Raw genomic sequence first — 22,417 nt, forward strand, 5'->3', positions numbered from 1 at the left:
CGTGAGATCACAGCGGATCAGCCCCGATCCCGCGCTGTCCTTCCTCGCGCTGACACCCAGGCCGGCGGAGCGCTCACGAGCGGTCATCGCCGTCAGCACGTTGATCGTCGGGGTGTGCGGATTGGTTCTCATGCCGTCGCAGTTCTTACGCCCCGGCGGCGCGATACTCATCCTGATCTTCTCGCTCACCACCATCCCGGTGGCGCTGGGTTGGCTCACCGAGAAACGTCTGCCGCACTTCGAGACGGCGTACGTGATCTACGCGGACATCGGAGTCGTCGCCGTCATGGCGATGTTCCAGTCGGCCTTCCTGTCGATGCCGTCCATCGCCGTCCTGGTCCTGGTGTCCTTGTTCGCGGCGGCGTTCACCGGCACCAGGACCTTGGTCCTGCACGTGGCGTACTCCTTGTGCGTCCTGGGAGTGTTGACGGTTCTGTCCCTGCGGGACGGCACGGAGGTGTGGGTGACGCTCTCGCGCACCCTGGCCCTGGGCAGCATGTTCGCGACGCCGTTCGCCATCCGCATGTATGTCGCCTTCCTCCGGCGACAGGTCGATGCGGCGCAACGCGATCCGCTGACGGGCCTGCTGACCCGACGCGGCCTCTACAACCGGATGTCGTCGATGTCGCAGAACGCCCAGGGCTCGCACGGACCGTGGACGATGGCCGCCACCGTCGTGGATGTCGCGGATTTCGCCGACGTCGATCAGCGTTTCGGCCGCGACAGTTCCATCGAGGTGCTCGTGGAGATCGCCGAACGACTCGTCGATGCGTCGCCGACCGAGGCACTTCTGGCCCGGCTGTCCACGTCCGAGTTCCTGTGCGTACATCGCGCACGAAACGAGGAGTCGGGCCGCGAGGAGAGCAGAGCACTCGGCGCCGCGCTCGAGTCGACGACGTTGCGCAGCGCACCGGTCACCCTGACGACGGGATCGATCACCGAAGCCGTGGATCCACATGCGGACGCCGGGTCGACCTTGCACCGTCTGATGACACGGGCGGAAGCCACGATGCATCGGCGTCATGCGGCGCGGCTGCAGGGTTCGACCGCCGTTCAGGCCATCCACGACCGCATCTCGGCGCTGATCGCCGACGGCGGGCCGGACATCGTGTTCCAGCCGGTCTGTACGGCCGGCACGGGCGACGTCGTCGGATACGAGGCGTTGTCTCGCTTCCCCGACGGGCACGGATCTCCGCAGACGTGGTTCGTCGACGCGAACACCGTCGGACTGCGGGTCGAGCTCGAGGTCTGCGCCATCGACGCCGCCATCACGGCGTCGGCACCCTTGCCCGCCGGGGCGTTCGTCGCGGTCAATGCGTCCGCCGACACGATTCTGTCCACCGACCTCGCCGGCAGTCTCGTCGACCACATGGTCCGCCGACAGTGGGTCGTCGAGGTCACCGAGCGTGACCGCATCGAGGACTACGACGGCATGGGCGTCGCGGTCGACATGCTCAGACGCGCAGGGGTTCTCATCTCCGTCGACGACGTCGGATCGGGATATTCGGGGCTCCGGCAGCTGGTCGAGCTGCGTCCGGACGTGGTCAAGCTCGACGCCTCGATCGTGCGCGGGATCGATTCCGACCCGATGCGCCGGGCGGCGGCGATCTCCGTCTCGACCTTCAGCCGTGAGATCGGCGCGATCTGCATCTTCGAGGGCGTGGAGACTCCCGAGGAACTGGCGACGGCCCGTGAGGTGGGCGCGGACATGGTGCAGGGATATCTGCTGGGCAAGCCGCTGCCCGCGGCATCGGCGCTGATGACGACCACCCCGCCCATCCTTAGCTAATGACAATGATTATCATTAATGCATGACCTCACGATCCCTGCTGCCCGTCACCGTCCTGTCCGGATTCCTCGGTGCGGGGAAGACGACCGTGATGGAGCACATCCTGGCGAACCGCGACGGTCTACGAGTCGCGGTGATCGTCAACGACATGAGTGAGATCAACATCGACGCGCGACTTCTCGACGGTTCCGTCACCGGTACGACCAGCGTTCACCGCACGGAGGAACGTCTCGTCGAGCTCACCAACGGCTGCATCTGCTGCACGCTCCGAGAGGACCTGATCGAGGCAGTCGGCGAGTTGGCATCGGCGGGTGACATCGACTACCTGCTGATCGAATCGACGGGAGTGTCCGAACCCATGCCCGTTGCGGCGTCGTTCGACTGGGACTTCGGCGATGCCGACGGCGACTCCCCCGTCAGCCTGGGCACACTGGCCCGGTTGGACACCATGGTGACCGTCGTCGACGCGTCGACCTTCCTGGGCGAGATCTCACGAGGCGACACCCTCGACACTCGGAACCTCGACGTGGCCGACGGCGACGAGCGATCCATCTCGGATCTGCTGGTCGACCAGGTCGAGTTCGCGGACATCGTTCTGTTGACGAAGACAGACCTGGTCTCCGAGGCGTTGGCCGGTGCCACCGAAGCTGCTGTGCGACGGCTGAATCCGCGTGCCGACGTGGTCGTGACGACGCGTGGAGCGGTGGACCCGGCACGCGTGTTGAACACCGGCCTCTACGACCCGGAGGCAGCCCTGCATGCACCGGGCTGGGACGACGAACTCGCCGGCACACACCTTCCGGAGACGCAGGAGTTCGGGATCTCGAGCACCGTCTTCGTCTCCGATCGTCCCTTCCATCCGACCCGGCTCGCTACCGCACTCGACGGCCTGCAGGGTGTGTTGCGCAGCAAGGGTTTCTGCTGGATCGCGAGCAGGCCGGAGCGAGCTGCGGTGTGGTCACAGGCGGGGCCGGCTCTGACGATCGACGGTGCACAACCGTGGAGCGAGATCGACGTGCCGGCGGGCCAGGAGATTGTCGTCATCGGTATCCGGTTGCAGGACAGGGACGTCGAGTCGATCCTCCGCGCGGCGGTTCTGACGGACGACGAAATGGCAGCGGGCCCGGACGCCTGGAAAGGCTATCCGGACCCGCTGCCCACGTGGACTGTCGACATGCACGCTCACGCGCTGTAGATCAGCTCAGTTCGAGCGCATCTCCACCCTCGGAGACACCCACCACGACGGTGTCGCCGTCGACGATCGTGCCGGCGAGCAACAGCTTGGCCAGCTGGTCGCCGATCGCCTGCTGGATCAACCGGCGCAGCGGACGCGCGCCGTACTGGGCGTCGTATCCACGGACGGCCAGCCAGAACCGAGCGGACGGGGTGACGTCGAGCGTCAGCCTGCGTGTCGACAACCGACGCTGCAGCTGCTCGAGCTGGATGTCGACGATCGACTCCAACTGCTCCTCGCTCAGGGGATCGAAGACCACGACGTCGTCGAGTCTGTTGACGAATTCGGGCTTGAACGCACTGCGCACTGCCGCCATCACGTGCTCCCTGTCGCCACCCGCACCGAGGTTCGAGGTGAGGATCAGGATCGTGTTGCGGAAGTCGACGGTCCGCCCCTGACCGTCGGTCAGACGGCCCTCGTCGAGGACGGCGAGCAGGATGTCGAAGACGTCCGGGTGCGCCTTCTCGACCTCGTCGAACAGCACCACCGTGTAGGGGCGACGGCGCACCGCTTCGGTCAGCTGGCCACCGGCCTCGTAGCCGACGTATCCCGGAGGAGCACCGACCAGGCGGGCCACCGAGTGCTTCTCGCTGTACTCGCTCATGTCGATGCGGATCATCGCGCGCTCGTCGTCGAACAGGAAGTCCGCCAACGTCTTCGCGAGTTCCGTCTTGCCCACGCCCGTCGGGCCCAGGAAGAGGAACGATCCGGTCGGACGGTTGGGGTCGGAGACACCGGCACGAGCCCGGCGGACCGCGTCGGACACTGCCTGCACGGCGTCGGCCTGGCCGACGACGCGCTTGCCCAGCTCGTCTTCCATGCGTAGGAGCTTGGCCGTCTCGCCTTCGAGCATGCGCCCGGCGGGGATGCCGGTCCATGCGGCGACGACATCTGCGACGTCGTCCGGCCCGACCTCCTCCTTGAGCATCACATCGCCCTGCGGGACGGTGGCCGCGGTCTTTTCGGCCAGCTCCTTCTCGAGCGACGGGATGCGTCCGTACCGCAGTTCGGCGGCCTTGCCCAGATCGCCGTCGCGCTCGGCTCGCTCGGACTCTCCGCGCAGAGACTCCAACTGCTCCTTGAGATCTCGGACGGAATCGATGGCGTTCTTCTCGTTCTGCCACCGTGTGCTGAGCTCGGCGAGCTTCTCCTTGCTGTCGGCCAGTTCTCCGCGCAGCTTCTCGAGGCGAGCCTTCGACGCGTCGTCGGTCTCCTTGGCCAGCGCCATCTCCTCGATCTCGAGCCGACGCACGACGCGTTCGATCTCGTCGATCTCGACAGGCCGCGAATCGATCTCCATGCGCAGACGCGACGCGGCCTCGTCCACGAGGTCGATCGCCTTGTCGGGCAGGAACCTCGACGTGATGTAGCGGTCGGACAACGTAGCGGCGGCGACCAACGCGGAGTCGGTGATGCGCACACCGTGGTGCACCTCGTACCGCTCCTTGAGTCCGCGGAGGATGCCGACGGCGTCGTCGACGGACGGCTCCCCGACCATCACCTGCTGGAACCGGCGCTCGAGGGCCGCGTCCTTCTCGATGTACTTCCGGTACTCGTCGAGAGTAGTCGCGCCGACGAGCCGCAGCTCACCGCGGGCGAGCATCGGCTTGATCATGTTGCCCGCATCCATCGCGGATTCACCGGTAGCGCCGGCGCCGACGATGGTGTGCAGCTCGTCGATGAACGTGATGACCTGTCCGGCCGAGTTCTTGATGTCGTCCAGGACGGCCTTGAGCCGTTCCTCGAACTCTCCGCGATACTTCGCGCCGGCGACCATCGATCCGAGGTCGAGGGACACGACGGTCTTCCCGCGCAGGCTCTCCGGCACGTCGCCGGCGATGATGCGCTGGGCGAGGCCTTCCACGATGGCGGTCTTGCCGACGCCGGGTTCACCGATCAGTACCGGGTTGTTCTTGGTCCGACGGGACAGGACCTGCACGACGCGACGGATCTCGGTGTCGCGCCCGATGACCGGGTCGAGCTTGCCGCTGCGCGCGGCGTCGGTCAGATCGGTCGAATACTTCTCGAGAGCCTGGTAGGTGCCCTCCGGATCGGGACTCGTCACACGCGCACTGCCGCGGACCGTGGTGAACGCATCGCGCAGTGCTGCGGACGTCGCGCCGTGGCCCTGCAGGATGCGGGCGACGTCGGAGTCACCCGTCGCGAGTCCGACCACCATGTGTTCGGTGGAGACGTACTCGTCGTCGAGTTCGGTGGCCAGATGCTGGGCCGCGGTGATGGCGGCCAGAGCCTCGCGCCCCAGTTGGGGTTGCGTGGTCGACCCGGTCGCCGACGGCATGCGGTCGACCAGGGACTGAGCGTCCTTGCGCACGACGGCGGGATCGACGCCGACAGCTTTCAGGAGGGGACCTGCGATGCCGTCGGTCTGGTCGAGCAGAGCGACGAGCAGATGAGCCGGCCGGATGTCCGGGTTTCCCGCTGCCGATGCTGATTGCAGTGCAGCGGTGAGCGCTGCCTGGGTCTTCGTTGTGGGTGTGAACGAGTCCACCGGTCACCTTCCTTCTGTCGTGCATGTCGAACCTGGTGTCGCCGGGATCAACCATACCGGACTTGAGTCTATTCCGCTCAAGTTAGTTGACGGTCCAACACGCAGGACAGCGGGAGGCTCGCCGCACGTCGGTGAGGACCAGTAGTCTCGAGGGCGAACCCCACCCGTCACTCGAACACGATGAAGGTGCCCATTGCTCGACGCACAGGCCCTCGCGCACGTGCGTGCCGGAGTAGCTGCCGTGCTGTCGGCGGACGACGGCGCCGAGTCCGTCGCCAAGGCCTTCTACGCGCGCCTCTTCGCCGAACATCCCGACTTCCGCGGCTACTTCCCGGCGGCGATGGACCAGCAGAGGCACCGCCTCGTCCGTGCCGTCGACTACGTGGTCACACACCTCGACGACAGCGAGTTCCTGCCGTTCCTACACCAGCTGGGTCGCGATCACCGCAAGCACGGACTCACCGGAGCGCACTTCCTCGCCGCCCGGAACGCGCTGGTGGAGGCGTTCCGCATCTCGGGTGACGAGTCGACGTGGACGTCGGACACGGACGATGCGTGGGCTCGCGTCGTGTCGATCATCTGCAATTCGATGGCCGTGGGCGCGGACACCGAGGACCTGCCGCCCTACTGGGGTGCCACCGTCGTCGAACATCATCGGCTTCTCGAGGATCTCGCCGTCGTCCGGTTGCAGACCGACGACGACATCCCGTTCGAGGCCGGCCAGTACCTCAGCGTCCAGATCCCGCAGCGGCCGCGCATGTGGCGATACCTGTCCCCCGCGATTGCGCCGAACGACTACCGCGGCATCGAGTTCCACGTCCGCCGGGTCTCCGCCGGGTGGGTCAGTCCCGCCATCGTGTCCGAGACGGTGGTCGGCGACCGATGGTTGCTCGGCCCACCCCTGGGCGGTCTCAGTCTCGACACCGCGCCCGGCAGCCCGGACGTCCTGATGGTTGCCGGGGGAACCGGGATCGCGCCGCTGCGTGCCCAGCTCATGGCGATGGCGATGCGCAGTCGCACTCCGCGGGTCCACCTGTTCGTCGGCGGCGAGTATCCGAGCGACCTCTACGACCTGGACACCCTGTGGGATCTGGCGCGGACCAACCCGTGGCTCACCGTCGTCCCCGTCGTCGAGCACCCGGAAGAGCCGTGGTGGCGCCCCGGCCCGGCGCGGGAGTTCCCGCCCGGCCTCAACCACACGATGGTGGGCAAGCTCGGTCAGGTGGTCACGCGGTTCGGATCGTGGGCGGACCGGCAGATCCAGGTGTGCGGGTCACCCTCGATGGTGCGCACGACGCTGTACGCGCTGCGTCGGGTGGGAACCCCGATGCAGAACGTCCAGCACGATCCCCTGGGCTGAATCCGGGTCAGTGCGGATGCGCGTGCGCCAGTCGCCGTAGCGGCGGCACTGTCTGTGGCGGCTGCTTCCGGGGCGGCAGGACACCCAACAGTCGGGTCGTCGTCTCCGTCACCTCGGCGACCGCCGACTCGAAGGCGGCACGGTTGGCATCCGAGACGGTCCGCAGCCCGCTGACCTTGCGCACGAACTGCCGGGCAGCCGCTTCGATCTCCTCGTCCGTCGCCGCGGGCTCGAGGCCGCGTAGCTCGGTGATGTTTCTGCACATGCCAGGCGAGCGTAGACCTGCAGCCCGACCCGGACAACGATCATCGGGTTTACGACGTACAGGTGTTTAGCTCGAATATTCTGACATTCCAAGCTTTACGCCGTTTTCGATCACCGTGAATTCATTCGTTCAACCGATTGCGCGGACATCCTGGAGTCCTTCGATCAGCGAACGCTCGGGAGCCGACAATCCGCCCCAGACGCCGTACGGTTCCCCCGCGGCCACCGCGTACTCGCGGCACCGCTGCATCACCGGGCATTGTTGGCAGACGCGCTTCGCCTGCTCCTCACGGGCCGTTCTCTTATGTCCCCGTTCACCTTCCGGATGGAAGAACACTGCGGAATCCATCCCGCGGCACAGTCCGTGCAGTTGCCACTCCCAGGTCGTGGCTATAGGTTCGGGTAACTCGACAGGCTTGGACATGACGCTCCTCGTTAGTTCGCCTCGTATGCGACGTCACGCTGTCAGTATTACATTACGAACAATCGTCCAAAAAGTTAATGCCGCATATTCGGGAAGCACCTCCAGGACGTATCGACGAGTTACAGATAATCGCCGAACCCGCCGACATCGCCGAACCCCCGAGTGCACAACCGCCGAGCCTCGATCCCCGATGCGGCGCGACGGCCCGCTCTCCCTTAAGTTTGACCTCGTGAGAAGCCCTGGTTGTCGTCCCGCTCGTTGCCGTACAGGCCGCCGCCGTCACGGGTGTGCGCTGTGAGTGCAGTGGACCTCCCCCTCGATCTCCGCCGCGCACTCGTCGGTGTCGCGCGGGTCCCGAGACTGCTGGTCGCGTCGGACTACGACGGCACCATGGCACCGTTCGTGTCGGACCCGCAGAAGGCGTTCCCGCTCCCCGAGTCGGTTCGAGCGCTGCGTGCACTCGCCGGTCTGGACGGCACACAGGCAGCGGTCATCTCCGGGCGCGCACTGCGGGATCTGGCGATCCTCTCCCGCCTGCCCGTCGAGGTGCAGCTCGTCGGAAGCCACGGCTCCGAGTTCGACGCCGGCTTCGTCACCGAACTCGGCAGCGAGGCCACGGCCCTTCTCGAGCGAGTGGTCTCCGAACTGAGGTCGATCGCCTCCCGCGCCGAACACATCTCTGTCGAGACCAAGCCGGCCAGCGCGGCCCTGCATGTGCGCAACGCCGATCCCGAGGCGGGCGCGCGCGCGCTCGACGAGGTCCGCGCGGGGGCCGCCACCTGGGACGGCGTGCAGGTCACCGAGGGCAAGTCCGTCATCGAGCTCGCCGTGATCGTCACCGACAAGGGCCAGGCACTGGACATCCTGCGCCACCAGGACGGTGCGTCCGCCGCGGTCTTCTTCGGCGACGACGTCACCGACGAGAAGGCTTTCCGACGCCTCCACGGTCCCGACGTCGGTGTCAAGGTCGGTGACGGCGAATCGCTGGCCAAGTACCGCGTCGAGAGCACCGAGGAGGTCGCCGCCGCACTCGCATTCCTCTACGAGGAGCGTCGCCGATGGCTGTCGGGTGCGGACGCTCCCCGCATCGAGCGGCTCACGATGCTCGCCAGCCCTCGATCGGTCGCGCTGTTGACTCCCGAGGCCGGACTGACCTGGCTGTGTCACCCGGAGCCCGATTCCGCAGCCGCGTTCGCGCACCTTCTCGGAGGCGACGAGGCCGGCCACTTCACCGTCGGACCGGCGCGTGCGTCGCTGCCGCTCAGTCAGCAGTACCTCGACAGCACCATGACGGTGCAGACACGGTGGGCGAGCCTGCAGGTCGACGACTACCTCGCGCACGACGTCCCGCGGGACCGCACCGACTTCACGCGCGTGATCACGGGCAAGGCGAAGGCAGTGGTCACGTTCGCTCCCCGCCCCGAGTTCGGCCAGGCACGCGTGCGGCTCCAGGCCGAGGACGACGGCCTCCGAGTGTTCGGCACCAACGATCCGATGGTGCTGCGCGCACCCGGTATCTCCTGGACCGTGACCACCGAGCACGGGCAGGAAACCGCCCGCGCCGAGATCGATCCGTCGGGCGGACCGGTCGTACTCGAACTGCGTTGCGGTACATCGGATCTGGGACCGTCGGAAGTTCCGGAGCCCGAGCGCCGCGCGCAGGCCGAGTCGTACTGGCACGACTGGGCGGCCGGACTCACCCTGCCGCAGCTCAAGCCCGACCTGATGAAGCGGTCCGCATTGACGCTGCGCGGTCTGGTGCACGCCGACTCGGGCGCCATCATGGCCGCCGCCACCACGTCGCTTCCCGAGGAGATCGGTGGCGTCCGCAACTGGGACTACCGCTACTGCTGGCTGCGCGACGCCGCCCTGACCGCATCGGCACTGGTGTCGCTCGGCTCGCGATCCGAAGCCGAGAACTACCTGCTGTGGGTGCACGACGTCCTGCAGACGGTCACCGGACCCGAGCGGTTGCATCCGCTCTACACGCTGTGGGGCCAGTCGCTGCCGCCCGAGGCCGTTATCGACGCGCTCCCCGGCTACGCGGGGTCGCGTCCGGTGCGCGTCGGCAACGCGGCGAATCAGCAGGTGCAGCTCGATGTGTTCGGTCCGATCGTGGACCTGATCACGACGCTGGCCGACTCGCGCACCGCGAGCGGCATCACCGAACACACCGAGATCCTGACCGATCAGGACTGGGACCTCGTGTGCGCCATGGTCGACGCCGTCGAACGGAGATGGTCCGAACCCGACAACGGCATCTGGGAGATCCGCGGCAATCCGCGCCACCACGTCTACTCCAAGGTGATGTGCTGGTTGACGGTCGATCGCGCCATCAGGCTCGCCGACACCTACAGCCGCGACGCCCAACTCGGGTGGAGCACGCTGCGCGACGTCATCCGTCGTCAGGTGCTGGACAAGGGATGGAGCGAGGAGGCGCAGTCCTTCACCTCTGCGTACGGGGGCACCGATCTCGACGCCGCAACCCTGCACATCGGCCTGTCCGGTCTCATCGATCCCAGTGATCCGCGATTCGCCGCCACGGTGGTCGCCACAGAGGCGGAACTCCGCAGCGGCGCCACGGTGTACCGGTACCACCACGACGACGGCCTTCCCGGCGGCGAGGGCGGTTTCCACCTGTGCGCGGCATGGTTGGTGGAGGCGTATCTGCTGATCGGGCAACGACTTCCGGCCGAAGCTCTGTTCACCCAGCTCGTCGCCGCAGCAGGTCCGACGGGATTGTTGAGCGAGGAATACGACCCTGTCGCCGAACGCTCGCTCGGCAACCACCCGCAGGCCTACAGCCACCTCGGGCTGCTGCGGTGCGCCCAGCTGCTGGCCCGCTAGCCGGTCCGCACCGGGCCGAGCGTCACCCCGGCGAGCAGATGCGTCGGGAGGTGCTCGGTCCGGTCGACCCCTGAGTGGCTGACGCCCAGCACGATCTCGCCGACCAGACGCCCCTTCTCCAGCACGGGCTGACGAACGGTGGTCAGCCCCACGCGAACGGCCTCGTCGACACCGTCGAAGCCGGTGACGGACATCCGTCCCGGGACGTCGATGCCGAGGGAGTCGAGGTGATCGAGCGCTCCCAGTGCGAGGACATCGGACGTACAGATCAACGCTGTGGCGCCGGGCGCGGCCTCCAACGCCTCGGCGGCGGCGGAGCGACCTGCCGTGCGGCTGTGCTCGAAGCGCTCCACCACGACCACGTCCGGGTCGACGCCCGCCGCCGTCATCGCATCCGTGATCCCGGCGATGCGCTCGCGTTGCACGTGGAAGGTGATGGCGCCCCGCCGGTCCCGGCCGACGGGACCATCGTGTCGATCACGACGCAGTCGCATACACAGCACGGCGATCTCCGTATGACCCTGTGCGAGAACCTGTTCCGCGATCTCGCGCATCGCGGCCCTGTCGTCGATGCCGACCAGTGACGTCTCCGCAGCATCCCGCGGCTGATCGCAGACGACCGTGGGCAGATGACGCTCGCGCACGGCGGTCAGGTGCGGATCGTCGTCCGACACCGAGTACACGACGAACGCATCGACACCCGCCTGCTGGACCACGGCGGCGGCGTCCTCGGGAGTCGAGGCCGGACCGGCGGGAATCAGCAGAAGACCGCGCCCCGCCTGCTCGCAGGACTCCGCGAGACCCGTCAGGAACTGCACGGCCGCCGGATCGGAGAACGAATAGCTGAGCGCCTCGGTGAGCACCAGGCCCACGGCGCCGGCGCGCCGGGTCCGCAACGACCTGGCCACGGGGTCCGGGCCGGGGTATCCGCGGGCGCGCGCCGCGTCCAGGATCCGTAGTCGCATCTCGGGCGAGAGCTGGTCGGGGCGGTTGTAGGCGTTGGACACAGTGGTGCGCGAGATGTTGAGTTCGGCGGCCAGCGAGGCGAGCGTGGCCATCCGTCGCGGTTCCGTGGACCTCGCCATGGAGGAGACGGTATCCGCTCGACGGCGTCGACGTCGCCTACGGGACGGTTTCGTCTTCGGGGAGGTCGGCCGGTATGGTCGTGACAACGGTTTCCATTAGCGATAACAAACCAACAACCCAGGAGCACCCGCCGTGTACGCACCCGCCCGAATCCCCCTTCGCACCGCTGTCGCCGCGCTCGGCATGACGGCCCTCACGGCGACGGCGCTGGTCGGATGCAGTTCCTCGGACGGTGGCAGTGCCGAAGGTGGGCGACCGACCGTCGTCGCGTCGACGAACGTGTGGGGCTCGGTAGCCGAGTCCGTCGCGGGCGACCGCGCCGACGTCACCGCGATCATCGCCGACCCGTCGGCCGACCCACATTCCTACGAGGCCAGCCCGGGCGACGCCGCTGCGCTGTCGGAGGCATCCCTCGTCGTCTACAACGGCGGCGGCTACGACGAGTTCGTGGACGACGTTCTCGCCTCCGCGGGAGACGTGCCCTCCGTCGACGCGTACTCGCTGCTCGAGGGGCACGCGGACGACGCCGACCATGCCGACGAGGCGGGTGCCCACGACCATTCGGGCGAGACCAACGAGCACGTCTGGTACGACCCCGAGATCGCCGCTGCCACCGCGGAGGCGATCGCCGAGGAACTCGGTAAGGTCGACCCCGACAACGCGGCGTACTACACCGAGAACGCCGCGGCGTTCCACGACGACATCCACGAGATCACCGACATCACGGATCGCATCGCCCAGCAGAAGCCGGGCGCACCCGTCGCGCAGACGGAGCCGATCGCGCACTACCTGCTGGAAGGAGCCGGGGTGGACGACAAGACCCCCGAGGACTTCGAGGACGCCATCGAGGAGGGCAACGATCCCTCGCCCGCCGCTGTCGCTGCGACGCGCGACCTGTTCAGCAGCAAGGGTGTAGACGTCCTGGTCTACAACATCCAGACCGAGGACGCCGTGACGGCCGATGTCCGCCGCATCGCCGAGGAGAACGGCATCACCGTCGTCGAGGTCACCGAGACCCTGCCCGCCGGGCAGGACTACGTCTCGTGGCAGCGCACCGCTGCGCAGGACCTCGCGGACGCGCTGGGTGTCACCTCGTGACGCGAGTTCGGCGATGACGTCCGTCCAACTGACCGGGGCGACGCTCGCGTACGGCGAGCGTGTCCTGTGGTCCGATCTCGACCTGACCGTCGCACCGGGAGAATTCGTCGCCGTCCTCGGCCCCAACGGGTCGGGAAAGACGTCCCTGCTGAAGGTGCTTCTCGGGCAGACGTCCCTCACCTCCGGAACCGCCAGCATCGCCGGCGGACGCTCGTCCATCGGGTACATCCCCCAGCAGAAGGCGATCGACGAGGGAGTGCCGCTGCGCGGCCGCGACTTCGTCGGACTCGGGTGGGACGGTCACCGCTGGGGCATCGGGTTCCGCGGGCGTCACGCGCGTCGCGACGCCGTCGACGCCGCCATCGCCTCGGTGGGCGCACAGGCTTTCGCCGATGCGCCCCTGGGACAGATGAGCGGTGGAGAACAGCAACGTCTGCGCGTCGCACAGGCCCTGGTCGGCGACCCGGACGTGCTGCTCTGCGACGAGCCGCTCCTGAGCCTCGACCTGGCCAACCAGCAGGTCGTCGCGCACCTGATCGATCAACGCCGACGCTCGCACAGCACGTCCGTCGTCTTCGTGACGCACGAGATCAATCCGATCCTGCCGATCGTCGACCGCATCGTCTACCTCGTCGACGGCAAGTTCCGCATCGGCACCACCGAGGACGTCATGACGTCCGAGGTGCTCTCGGAGCTGTACGACACCGACGTCGAGGTGCTGCGCGTGCGCGGCCGACTCGTCGTGGTCGGAACCGGCGACGCCATGGACGCTCTCGGTGCCGCGGGCGGCGACTGCGCACACCATCTCGACAACGAAATCTGAGGCCAGTGGACAAGGTCATCGACGCACTGAGCAAAGCTCTCGACTTCGGCACCACCGCCGACCTCCTCGGCTACGACTTCGTGCAGCAAGCACTGATCGCCGCCGCCATCCTCGGTGTCCTGGCGGGCGCACTGGGTCCGCTGATCGTCAGCCGTCAGTGGTCCTTCGCCGTGCACGGCTCGTCCGAGCTGTCCCTCACCGGCGCCTCGGCAGCCCTGCTCGTCGGCCTCGCGGTCGGCGTCGGCGCCATCCTGGGATCCGTCATCGCCGCCGTGCTGTTCGCGCTGCTCGGACGCAGAGCCCGTGAGCGCGACTCCGTCATCGGCGTCATCATGAGCTTCGGACTCGGCCTGTCGGTGCTGTTCCTGTGGGCCTACCCCGGTCGCACCGGCACCAGTTTCTCGTTGCTCGTCGGCCAGATCGTCGGTGTCGGCAGCACCGGCCTGACCCTGCTTCTCGCCGTCGCCCTCATCGTCATCGTGGTGCTGTTCGTGGTCTACCGGCCGCTGCTGTTCGCCAGCACCGACCCCGAGGGCGCCGAGGCACGTGGTGTCCCGATGCGGCTGCTGTCCATCGTCTTCGCCGTTCTCGTCGGCGTCGCCTGCGCGCTGGGAGTGCAGATCGTCGGCGCCCTCCTCGTGCTCTCGCTCCTGATCACCCCCGCCGCCGCGGCGTCGCGGGTGACGGCCAACCCGGTCACCGCCACCTGGCTGTCGATCCTGTTCGCCGAGACTGCCGCGGTGGGCGGCATCCTGCTCTCCCTCGCGCCGGGCGTCCCCGTGTCGACGTTCGTCACCACCATCTCGTTCGTGATCTACCTCGTCTGCCGGGCGGTGGGCCGCCGCACCCCGGCACGCGCCGTCGTCACCTGACAGGATGCGCGGCAAGGCTGACGAAAGAAAGTTCACACTTCCCGCCGATATGTAAAAAATGGGCCGATTTCTTTACATGTCCACATCAGCGTGCCATCGTCTCCGTATGGCAGCGTGGCAACCCGACATCCCGTTCAACGAGCTTCCTCCACCCCCCGGCGCCGACGAGCTCGAAACCCGCGCAGTCCTGAAGGCTGCCATCGCGGCGAACACTGCACTCGCCAAGCTCGATCAAGCGGTCGTGTCCATACCTAATCCGACAGTGCTCATCAACTCGATCCCCATCCTCGAGGCGCAGGCCAGCTCGGAGATCGAGAACATCGTCACCACGACGGACGAACTTTTCCGGCACCTGGACGACGATGCCGGTGCGGACCCCGCCACCCGCGAGACGCTCAGATACCGCACTGCCCTGAAAGTCGGTTTCGATCGAACCACCGAGCGAGGCTTGACGACGTCCACCGCAATCGATGTGTGCAGCACCATCAAGGGCCGTGAGATGCAGGTCCGGACCATTCCCGGCACTCGTATCGGCAACCCCTCCACCGGGGAGGTCGTGTACAGCCCACCCGAAGGGCGTGCGCTGATCGAGGAGAAGCTCAGCGCGTGGGAACGATTCATACACGATGACGACGGCATGGACCCGTTGGTCCGGATGGCCGTCGCCCACTATCAGTTCGAGGCAATCCACCCCTTCGCCGACGGCAACGGTCGAACCGGACGAATCCTCAACGTCATGCTCTTGATCGAAGCCGGGCTCCTCAGAATGCCGGTGCTTTACCTCTCGCGGTACATCAACGACACCAAGAACGACTACTACCGATTGCTGCTCGAGGTCACGTCGGACGCGGCGTGGGAAGCGTGGGTTCTGTACGTTCTCGCCGGTGTCGAACGGACGTCCAACGACACGCTTCACACGGTGCACGCCATCCGCGCACTCCAGGAAGACTTCAGCCACCGGGCGCGCGCAGTCTCCAAGGGCGGTGCAGATTCCGAATTCCAGTCAGTTCTCTTCGAGCAGCCGTACTGCCGAATCAGCACGGTCGTCTCGAGATGTGGCGTGTCCCGACCGACAGCGACAAGTTGGCTCTCAGCACTTGTCGGCGCAGGGATGTTGCAAGAGAGCAAGGTCGGGCGGGACCGACTGTTCATCAACCGAGAGTTTCTCCGACTGCTCGTGCGACCCCACGACCGCCAGTAGCAAGAAACTTCACACGTCGACGAAACGTGTCAAAAAACCCGACCTTTTTTTACACATGAGACACGCTCTGGTCTCGCCTAGTGTGGACGAGTGGGTATCGACCTCAACTCCGATCTCGGCGAAGGCTTCGGCGCCTGGACACTCGGCGACGACGCCGCCATGCTGCGCATCGTCACCAGCGCCAACATCGCGTGCGGGTTCCACGCCGGCGATCCGTCCACGCTGCTGCGAACCTGCTCCGACGCTGTCGCCGCCGACGTGCGTATCGGCGCGCAGGTGGGGTATCACGACCTCGTGGGATTCGGACGGCGCTTCGTCGACGTGACCGCGGAGGATCTCCGCGCCGACGTCATCTACCAGATCGGTGCGCTCGACGGCCTGGCACGCAGCGTCGGCGGGTCCGTGCGCTACGTCAAACCGCATGGTGCGCTGTACAACACGATCGTCCGTCACGAGGTGCAGGCCCGTGCAGTCGTCGACGCCGTACTGGCGTACGACGCCTCGCTCCCCGTGCTCGGGTTACCCGGATCGGTGTTCCTCGACATCGCCGCCGACGCCGGCCTGCGCACCGTCACCGAGGCGTTCGCCGACCGCGGGTACACCGCGGAGGGAACCCTGGTCTCGCGACGGGAGAACGGCGCGGTTCTCTCCGACGTCGACGAGGTGGCCGCACGCGTTCTCCGCATGGTCACCGAGGGCGTGGTGGCGTCGGTCGACGGGGTGGACGTCCCGGTGTCGGCCGACTCGGTGTGCCTGCACGGCGACACTCCCGCTGCGGTCGACATGGCGCTGGCAGTACGTGACGTGTTGTCGCGCAACGGCATCACCCTGACCCCCTTCGTGTCGTGAAGATCTCACCGGCCGGTGATCACGCCCTGCTGGTCGACCTCGATGACGTCCGCGCCGTCGCCGCTCACCATGCCGGCTGGGCGAGCGGGCACCCCGGTGTCGTCGAACTGATTCCTGCCGCGAGCACCGTGTTGGTGACGATGACCGAGGATGCGGAGCCGTCGCGGGTGGCGTCGTGGCTCCGTGAGACGCCGCCGGCGGAGGTGCTCGGCGGCTCCGGTGACACGATCACGATCGACGTGCGGTACGACGGCCCCGACCTCGACGATGTCTGCGCGACAACGGGACTGGACATCGTCGCCGTGCACACCGGCCAAGTATGGACTGCCGCGTTCTGTGGCTTCTCCCCCGGCTTCGCGTACCTGGTCGGATCCGAGCCACTGTCGATCCCGCGCCGCGCCGATCCGCGCACCTCGGTGCCGGCGGGATCCGTGGCGTTGGCCGGCGAGTACACCGGGGTGTACCCGACGTCGTCGCCCGGCGGATGGCAGATCATCGGCAGCACCGACGCGGCGCTGTGGGACGTGAACCGCGACGACCCCGCGCTGCTCGCGCCCGGCACACGGGTGCAGTTCCGCGCGGTGATGTGATGCTCGAGGTACTGGCAACCGGGCCGCTGACGACCGTGCAGGACCGAGGACGCACCGGGTGGTCCTCGCTCGGTGTCGGCACGTCCGGCGCGGCCGATCGACGCTCGCACGACGCGGCGAATCGGTTGGTGGGGAACATGATCGACGCCGCGACGCTCGAGGTGACGCTCGGTGGACTGGTGCTGCGCGCACGCGCCGAGGTGGTTCTGGCGGTGACGGGGGCTCCGGCCCCGTTCACGGTGGACGGCGCACCGCAGGGGCACGGCGCCGTCGTCGTGGTGCCGTCGGGCGCCGAGATCCGCCTCGACTGGTCGCCGGTGGGACTGCGCTCGTACGTTGCCGTCCGCGGCGGGATAGACGTAACCCCCGTGCTGGGCAGCCGGTCCACGGACTCGCTGTCCGGCATCGGACCCGAGCGAGTGACGGCCGGCGCCGTGCTGCCGGTCGGTCACGACGCCGAGGACTGGCCTCGAGCGGACGTGAATCCGTACCCGTTCGAGCACCGCACCACCCTGCGGGTGATCCCCGGCCCGCGGGCGGACTGGTTCACCGACCACGCTCTCGAATTGCTGACGACCCAGCCGTGGACGGTCGGGACCGACTCCGACCGTGTCGGCATGAGGCTCGAGGGCGCCGAGCCGCTGCCACGGTCGCGGAACGACGAGCTCCCGAGCGAGGGCATGGTGACCGGCGCGCTGCAGGTACCGCCGTCGGGACAGCCCGTGCTGTTCCTCGCCGATCATCCGGTGACCGGTGGTTACCCGGTGATCGCCGTCGTGGCGTCGGCAGATCTCGGATCCGCGGCGCAGTGCGCTCCGGGACGAACGATCCGCTTCAGCGTCTGATCACCGGGCGACGGGAACGGCCACCTCGTTGCGGCGGCGGAACGACACCGTCCAGGGCGGATCGTAGAACCACGACATCGGCTCCCCGGTCGTGTCGATGCCGCGGGACTTCAGGGTGTCCAGCAGCTCCGTGGTGCGTGCCGCCACGGCCTGCGCACCGCGGTCACCGCTGAATCGCAGCACCGCCACCGTCTCGGCCGGCACCTCCACCAGGCGCACCCGATCGTCCTTCGGCGCCGGAAGAGTGTCCATCGTCCATCGCGACGGCATGAAGAAGCGGACCACCCACCCCTCGTCGCTCGCCTCGCGCGACACAGGTGCGGTCATCGCGATGCTCTGTCCGCGCGAGGCCGACTGGGCCACGGGCGCCGTCATCGCGATGCTGTCGGCACCCCGATTTCCTCCGAAGATGTATCCCGCGAGTCGGCGGAAACCCTCGTTGCGCGCACGCTCCTCGTCGGCGTCCACGACGGTTTCCGCGGCGATGCGGGGTTCGTATCGGCGGATCTCGACAGCACCCGTGAGCGTCTCGGTGGTGTGCGGTGGCTCCTCGGTACCCACACGAATCCCCACGGTCCCCAGTGCGGCATCGGCCACCTGCGTCACCGTCGTCCTCAGCCGTTCGATCATGACTCGACGGTACGCGCGGACCGGCCCGACTCCCGGTCGCCGCCCACCCCTAGGGCCCCTGCCGCCACCACGCGACGACGTACAGCACCATTGCCGTCGCCAGGCCCGCCACCACCCACAGGACCACCGTGTAATCCACCCACGACCCGATCGGCGGAGCGCCGGGGAACAGATTCCGGATGGGGAGCACCGCGAACAGCGTCACCGCGAACCACGTCATGATCGGCGGCAGGAACTGTTTGCGGCGGCGCAGAGTCTGGATCGACACGAACAGCGTGCACATCGGAAGCACCACCAGGACAACGCAGATCGCGATGTCGAAGATGGTGGTTCCGACCGTGCGGGACACCCGGATGTCGAAGGCCTGCGCCGACGACGCGTCGATATCGACGGCCTCGACACTCCAGGACGTGAGGGAATCCGTCACCACGATCTCCGACGGCACGGCCACCCGTCCGGTGGCTTCGTTCGAGAACACTCGCACCTGGATCGACGACGCGTCGTAGGTGTCGAACGGCCAGTGCCGGATGTCGCCGTCGGCGTACAGGGAGACCGGCAGCGGGCCCACCCTGGTCCCGCTCGGGAAGGTGAGTGTCCCGGCACTCGCCGTCGGAGTGACGTCGACGATCAGGTCGTCGACCAGGTTGCCGTCGTCGTCGGTCAACCCCTCACCCGGATAGACGGACACCCGCGCGTCGAGCGAGAACTTCTCACCGGAGACCGTGTCGACGTCGAGGTAGACGAGGGCCTTTCCGGGGGCGGGCTCGCGGAGGTCCGGCGCGCCCGTCGGACTCCCGAGCGCGTAGGTCAGGATCACCGCGACGTAGGCGGCGACCACGACCACTGCCAGGACCACACCGCGCGCTCTGCGACCCACCGTCGTCATGGACAGATGATGACAGGACTCAGGTCTGCGCGTGCGGTTCCAGCACGTCGTACTCCGCACAGAGGAACGCGCCGTTGCGCGCGAAGTCAACGAGTCGGAGATCGAACCGACGCGGGAACAGCGGCCTGCCGGCACCGAGGGTGACCGGTGCGATCGAGACGACGATCCGATCCAGGTGGCCGGCCTCGGCCAACTGTGCGGCCAGATCACCGCCACCCACGATCCAGACGTCCTTGCCGCCGGCGGAGTCCTCTATCGCCGGCCACAGGTCGGCCACGTCACCCTGTACGAACCGGACGTCGTGCTCGGAGGCCGCGAACTCTCGATGGGTCACCACCCACGCCGGCATGTCGTACGTCCACGCCTCCCCGGTCGACGCGTTGTGCTCGAGGATCCACGCGTACGTCGTGGCACCCATGACGATCGCGCCGATGTCCGCGATGAAGTCGCCGTAGTTCATCGGACCGTGCTCGTCGATGTCCTGACGGAAGAGCCACTCGAGAGAGTCGTTCTCGTCGGCGAGGTAACCGTCGAGGGTGCTGGCGGTGAAGTAGGTGCTCCGGGTCACAGGACGATTCTGCACCCGCCCACCGACAACGATCGCGCTGCGGAGTGTGTGCACACCCTCTCCGGTGAGCGCACACCCCTCACCGCCGACTGCAGAGGGTGTGCGGTTCAGGCAAGGGGGGTGCGCCCCCCGTCCGCTCCGCTGAGTCGGATCAGCCTCGGCGCTGGCGTGCGATCCCTGCGAGTACGACTCCCGCTGCGACGGAAGCGTTGAGCGACTCCACCGGCCCGGCCATAGGGATGGACAGGATGCTGTCGCAGTTGTCGCGGACCAGGCGGGACAGACCCTTGCCCTCGGAACCGACGACCACCACGATCGGCCCGGTGCCGTCGAAGTCGTCCAGCGAGGTGTCGCCGTCGGCGTCGAGACCGACGACCATGACACCCTTGTCGGCCCAATCCTTCAGCGTGCGAGTCAGATTGGTCGCGCGGGCGACGGGGAGACGCGCTGCCGCGCCGGCGCTGGTGCGCCAGGCGACGGCTGTGACGGACGCACTGCGCCGCTGCGGGATGACCACGCCGTGTCCACCGAACGCTGCGACGGACCGGACGACGGCGCCCAGGTTACGGGGGTCGGTGATGTTGTCGAGAGCGACCAGCAGAGCCGGCTCCTGACGCTGACGCGCCTGCGAGAGGAGATCGTCGGGGTGCGCGTAGCGGTACGGCGGCACCTGCAGCGCGATGCCCTGGTGCATGCCGTTGGCGCTCATCCGGTCCAGGTCGATGCGGGACACCTCGAGGATCGAGATGCCGTTGTCCGCAGCGATCTGCACGCTCTCCTTCAGCCGGTCGTCGGCCTCGGTGCCGGATGCGACGTACAGCGCCGTCGCCGGCACTCCCGCGCGCAGGCATTCGAGCACCGGGTTACGGCCCAGCACGTTCTCGGGACCGTCCTCGGGCTTGCGCACCGGTGGACGACCGCGTCCACCGCCGGCGGACTGACCCCGCCCACCACCGGAGGACGTGTCGCGGGTCGTGGTGCGTCCTCGGCGCGCGGCCTTGGTGCGGTCCGCTGCGGCCGGGGTGGCGCCGCGACCCTCGAGTCCCTTGGAACGCTTGCCGCCGGATCCGACGACCTGACCCTTCTTGGTGCCGGACTTGCGCACTGCGCCACGCCGACTCGAATTGCCTGCCATTACTTCTCCGTGCCTTCCGGCTGTGCGATCGACCATTCCGGGCCGTTCGGGGTGTCGGTGACCTCCACGCCCGCGCGGGCGAGGCGGTCACGAATACGATCGGCCGTCGGCCAGTCCTTGCCGGCCTTCGCCGCGCTGCGCAATTCCAGATCGTCCGCGATCAGCAGGTCCAGTGCCGCGCGTTCCGCCGACGCGTCCGCGGAACCGGCCGCCCAGTGCGGATCGAGGGGATCGACGCCGAGGATCGCGGTCATCGCGCGTATCGACGACGCGGCCTCGACGGCCTTGTCCAGCTCCCCCGCGGCCAGGGCGCTGTTGCCCTCGCGACGGAGACCGTGGATCTCGGCGAGCGCCTTGGGCACCGACAGATCCTCGTCGAGTGCCTCTGCGAACGCCTGGGTCCACGTGCCGACGGGGACCTCGCCTGCTCGCTCGGCAGTCTTGGTCACGAACGACTCGATGCTGCGGTATCCAGCGGCGGCTTCCTGCAGTGCCTCCGCGGAGTACTCGAGCATCGACCGGTAGTGCGCGCTGCCGAGGTAGTAGCGCAGCTCCTGCGGGCGCACCGTCTCGAGCATGGTCGGGATGGACACGACGTTGCCGAGCGACTTCGACATCTTCTCGCCGCTCATCGTGACCCAGCCGTTGTGCAACCAGTACTGGGCGAAACCGTCACCGGCAGCACGTGATTGGGCAAGCTCGTTCTCGTGGTGCGGGAACACCAGGTCGAGTCCGCCGCAGTGGATGTCGAACGCGGAACCCAGGTACGCCTCGGCCATGGCGGAGCACTCGATGTGCCACCCCGGTCGGCCCGGCCCCCACGGCGTCGGCCACGACGGCTCGCCGGGCTTGGCCGTCTTCCACAGCGTGAAGTCGCGCGGATCCCGCTTGCCCGCACCGATGCTCTCGCCTTGATGCACGTCGTCGAGCTTGTGCCCGGACAGTGCTCCGTAGGCGTCGTAGCTGCGGACGTCGAAGTAGACGTCGCCGGCAGCGGCGTAGGCGTGACCCGCGTCGATCAGGCGGCCGATGAGCTCGACCATCTGCGTGATGTGTCCCGTCGCCCGCGGCTCCGCCGACGGAGGAAGGACACCCAGCGCGTCGTAGGCGGCGGTGAAGGAGCGCTCGTACGTCGCCGCCCATTCCCACCACGGCCGGCCGGCGTCGGCTGCCTTGTTCAAGATCTTGTCGTCGATGTCGGTGACGTTGCGGACGAAGGCGACGTCGTATCCCGACGCGGTGAGCCACCGTCGCAGCACGTCGAACGCCACACCACTGCGGACGTGACCGATGTGGGGGTGGCCCTGGACCGTGGCGCCACACAGATACACCGATGCGTGTCCGGGGGCCAGCGGAGTGAACTCACGCACGGCCCTGGTCGCGGTGTCGTAGAAGCGCAGGGTCACG

At 67.7% G+C, this 22,417-nt stretch carries 20 protein-coding genes; 11 read left to right on the plus strand and 9 right to left on the minus strand.

The features are described from left to right. Position 1 precedes the first annotated feature (1 nt). Together ASG64_RS07630 and ASG64_RS07635 are read left to right on the plus strand one after the other, a co-directional pair. Complete coding sequence (locus ASG64_RS07630; RefSeq protein ID WP_156388289.1) at positions 2 to 1,789, plus strand: EAL domain-containing protein; 1,788 nt, start codon at positions 2 to 4, stop codon at positions 1,787 to 1,789. Between the two features lie 22 nt (positions 1,790 to 1,811). Next, complete coding sequence (locus tag ASG64_RS07635) at positions 1,812 to 2,984, plus strand: GTP-binding protein (RefSeq protein ID WP_056071697.1); 1,173 nt, start codon at positions 1,812 to 1,814, stop codon at positions 2,982 to 2,984. 1 nt (position 2,985) lies between these two features. Here the strand turns inward: ASG64_RS07635 and clpB are convergent, their stop codons facing one another. Then, positions 2,986 to 5,532 carry an ATP-dependent chaperone ClpB gene (gene clpB, locus ASG64_RS07640; RefSeq protein ID WP_042574178.1) on the minus strand — a complete coding sequence of 849 codons (2,547 nt, stop codon included), beginning with the start codon at positions 5,530 to 5,532 and terminating at the stop codon, positions 2,986 to 2,988. 193 nt (positions 5,533 to 5,725) lie between these two features. Between clpB and ASG64_RS07645 the strand changes: the two genes are divergently transcribed. Beyond that, the gene (locus tag ASG64_RS07645; protein ID WP_042574179.1) at positions 5,726 to 6,892 is read left to right on the plus strand and encodes a globin domain-containing protein; all 1,167 of its coding nucleotides are present in this window, start codon (positions 5,726 to 5,728) and stop codon (positions 6,890 to 6,892) included. Between the two features lie 7 nt (positions 6,893 to 6,899). Here ASG64_RS07645 and ASG64_RS07650 read toward each other — a convergent pair whose 3' ends face one another. Beyond that, positions 6,900 to 7,157 carry a DUF2277 domain-containing protein gene (locus tag ASG64_RS07650; RefSeq protein ID WP_042574180.1) on the minus strand — a complete coding sequence of 86 codons (258 nt, stop codon included), beginning with the start codon at positions 7,155 to 7,157 and terminating at the stop codon, positions 6,900 to 6,902. Between the two features lie 129 nt (positions 7,158 to 7,286). Continuing rightward, on the minus strand, positions 7,287 to 7,580 hold the full coding sequence (locus ASG64_RS07655; RefSeq protein WP_042574181.1) for a WhiB family transcriptional regulator: 294 nt from the start codon (positions 7,578 to 7,580) through the stop codon (positions 7,287 to 7,289). Positions 7,581 to 7,874: 294 nt separating this feature from the next. On the opposite strand from ASG64_RS07655, the gene otsB reads away from it, so the two are divergent. After that, entirely contained in the window at positions 7,875 to 10,427 is a 2,553-nt protein-coding gene (gene otsB / locus ASG64_RS07660) for a trehalose-phosphatase (protein ID WP_056071700.1), read from the plus strand. Here otsB and ASG64_RS07665 read toward each other — a convergent pair. Continuing rightward, a complete protein-coding gene (locus ASG64_RS07665; protein WP_056071702.1) occupies positions 10,424 to 11,512 on the minus strand; it encodes a LacI family DNA-binding transcriptional regulator in 1,089 nt (362 codons plus the stop codon). The two genes, otsB and ASG64_RS07665, sit on opposite strands and share 4 nt — an antisense overlap. A gap of 184 nt (positions 11,513 to 11,696) precedes the next feature. Here ASG64_RS07665 and ASG64_RS07670 point away from each other — a divergent pair, with 184 nt between their 5' ends. From ASG64_RS07670 to ASG64_RS07700, 7 genes are all read left to right on the plus strand, one after another. Continuing rightward, positions 11,697 to 12,611, plus strand: coding sequence for a metal ABC transporter solute-binding protein, Zn/Mn family (locus ASG64_RS07670; protein WP_042574271.1), 915 nt, complete (start codon positions 11,697 to 11,699; stop codon positions 12,609 to 12,611). 13 nt (positions 12,612 to 12,624) lie between these two features. Continuing rightward, a complete protein-coding gene (locus ASG64_RS07675; protein ID WP_056071708.1) occupies positions 12,625 to 13,434 on the plus strand; it encodes a metal ABC transporter ATP-binding protein in 810 nt (269 codons plus the stop codon). Between the two features lie 5 nt (positions 13,435 to 13,439). Next, the gene (locus tag ASG64_RS07680) at positions 13,440 to 14,306 is read left to right on the plus strand and encodes a metal ABC transporter permease (protein ID WP_056071711.1); all 867 of its coding nucleotides are present in this window, start codon (positions 13,440 to 13,442) and stop codon (positions 14,304 to 14,306) included. Between the two features lie 106 nt (positions 14,307 to 14,412). Further along, positions 14,413 to 15,507, plus strand: a complete 1,095-nt coding sequence (locus ASG64_RS07685) for a Fic family protein (RefSeq protein ID WP_056071714.1) — start codon at positions 14,413 to 14,415, stop codon at positions 15,505 to 15,507. Positions 15,508 to 15,597: 90 nt separating this feature from the next. Beyond that, positions 15,598 to 16,356 (plus strand): LamB/YcsF family protein, encoded by a 759-nt coding sequence (locus ASG64_RS07690; protein ID WP_056071718.1) that lies wholly within the window; start codon positions 15,598 to 15,600, stop codon positions 16,354 to 16,356. A gap of 2 nt (positions 16,357 to 16,358) precedes the next feature. Then, positions 16,359 to 16,946 carry a 5-oxoprolinase subunit B family protein gene (locus tag ASG64_RS07695; protein ID WP_442971129.1) on the plus strand — a complete coding sequence of 196 codons (588 nt, stop codon included), beginning with the start codon at positions 16,359 to 16,361 and terminating at the stop codon, positions 16,944 to 16,946. Then, positions 16,946 to 17,791, plus strand: a complete 846-nt coding sequence (locus tag ASG64_RS07700; protein WP_056071724.1) for a biotin-dependent carboxyltransferase family protein — start codon at positions 16,946 to 16,948, stop codon at positions 17,789 to 17,791. The genes ASG64_RS07695 and ASG64_RS07700 overlap by 1 nt, the downstream gene beginning before the upstream one ends. On the opposite strand, the gene ASG64_RS07705 is transcribed toward ASG64_RS07700, so the two are convergent. The 5 genes from ASG64_RS07705 to cysS all read right to left on the minus strand — a co-directional run bounded on the left by ASG64_RS07705 (position 17,792) and on the right by cysS (position 22,416). After that, positions 17,792 to 18,421 (minus strand): SOUL family heme-binding protein, encoded by a 630-nt coding sequence (locus ASG64_RS07705; RefSeq protein ID WP_042574190.1) that lies wholly within the window; start codon positions 18,419 to 18,421, stop codon positions 17,792 to 17,794. A 49-nt stretch (positions 18,422 to 18,470) separates the two neighbouring features. Beyond that, the gene (locus ASG64_RS07710; protein WP_056071726.1) at positions 18,471 to 19,307 is read right to left on the minus strand and encodes a DUF4436 family protein; all 837 of its coding nucleotides are present in this window, start codon (positions 19,305 to 19,307) and stop codon (positions 18,471 to 18,473) included. A 19-nt stretch (positions 19,308 to 19,326) separates the two neighbouring features. Next, positions 19,327 to 19,875, minus strand: a complete 549-nt coding sequence (locus tag ASG64_RS07715; protein ID WP_056071729.1) for a dihydrofolate reductase family protein — start codon at positions 19,873 to 19,875, stop codon at positions 19,327 to 19,329. A gap of 151 nt (positions 19,876 to 20,026) precedes the next feature. Continuing rightward, a complete protein-coding gene (gene rlmB / locus ASG64_RS07720) occupies positions 20,027 to 21,010 on the minus strand; it encodes a 23S rRNA (guanosine(2251)-2'-O)-methyltransferase RlmB (protein ID WP_056071733.1) in 984 nt (327 codons plus the stop codon). Beyond that, positions 21,010 to 22,416, minus strand: a complete 1,407-nt coding sequence (gene cysS, locus ASG64_RS07725) for a cysteine--tRNA ligase (protein WP_056071735.1) — start codon at positions 22,414 to 22,416, stop codon at positions 21,010 to 21,012. Before cysS ends, rlmB begins: the two co-directional genes overlap by 1 nt. Position 22,417 lies beyond the last annotated feature (1 nt).

The sequence above is a fragment of the Rhodococcus sp. Leaf247 genome, assembly GCF_001426185.1.
Taxonomy (GTDB): domain Bacteria; phylum Actinomycetota; class Actinomycetes; order Mycobacteriales; family Mycobacteriaceae; genus Rhodococcoides.

Excerpts from the sequence above, each read along its gene's own strand:
- ASG64_RS07675 (WP_056071708.1), top strand. The coding sequence starts at position 12,625 with ATGACGTCCGTCCAACTGACCGGGGCGACGCTCGCGTACGGCGAGCGT.
- ASG64_RS07685 (WP_056071714.1), top strand. The coding sequence starts at position 14,413 with ATGGCAGCGTGGCAACCCGACATCCCGTTCAACGAGCTTCCTCCACCC.
- ASG64_RS07710 (WP_056071726.1), bottom strand. The coding sequence starts at position 19,307 with ATGACGACGGTGGGTCGCAGAGCGCGCGGTGTGGTCCTGGCAGTGGTC.
- rlmB (WP_056071733.1), bottom strand. The coding sequence starts at position 21,010 with ATGGCAGGCAATTCGAGTCGGCGTGGCGCAGTGCGCAAGTCCGGCACC.
- ASG64_RS07700 (WP_056071724.1), top strand. The coding sequence starts at position 16,946 with ATGCTCGAGGTACTGGCAACCGGGCCGCTGACGACCGTGCAGGACCGA.
- ASG64_RS07655 (WP_042574181.1), bottom strand. The coding sequence starts at position 7,580 with ATGTCCAAGCCTGTCGAGTTACCCGAACCTATAGCCACGACCTGGGAG.
- ASG64_RS07670 (WP_042574271.1), top strand. The coding sequence starts at position 11,697 with ATGACGGCCCTCACGGCGACGGCGCTGGTCGGATGCAGTTCCTCGGAC.
- ASG64_RS07635 (WP_056071697.1), top strand. The coding sequence starts at position 1,812 with ATGACCTCACGATCCCTGCTGCCCGTCACCGTCCTGTCCGGATTCCTC.
- ASG64_RS07650 (WP_042574180.1), bottom strand. The coding sequence starts at position 7,157 with ATGTGCAGAAACATCACCGAGCTACGCGGCCTCGAGCCCGCGGCGACG.
- ASG64_RS07665 (WP_056071702.1), bottom strand. The coding sequence starts at position 11,512 with ATGGCGAGGTCCACGGAACCGCGACGGATGGCCACGCTCGCCTCGCTG.
- ASG64_RS07705 (WP_042574190.1), bottom strand. The coding sequence starts at position 18,421 with ATGATCGAACGGCTGAGGACGACGGTGACGCAGGTGGCCGATGCCGCA.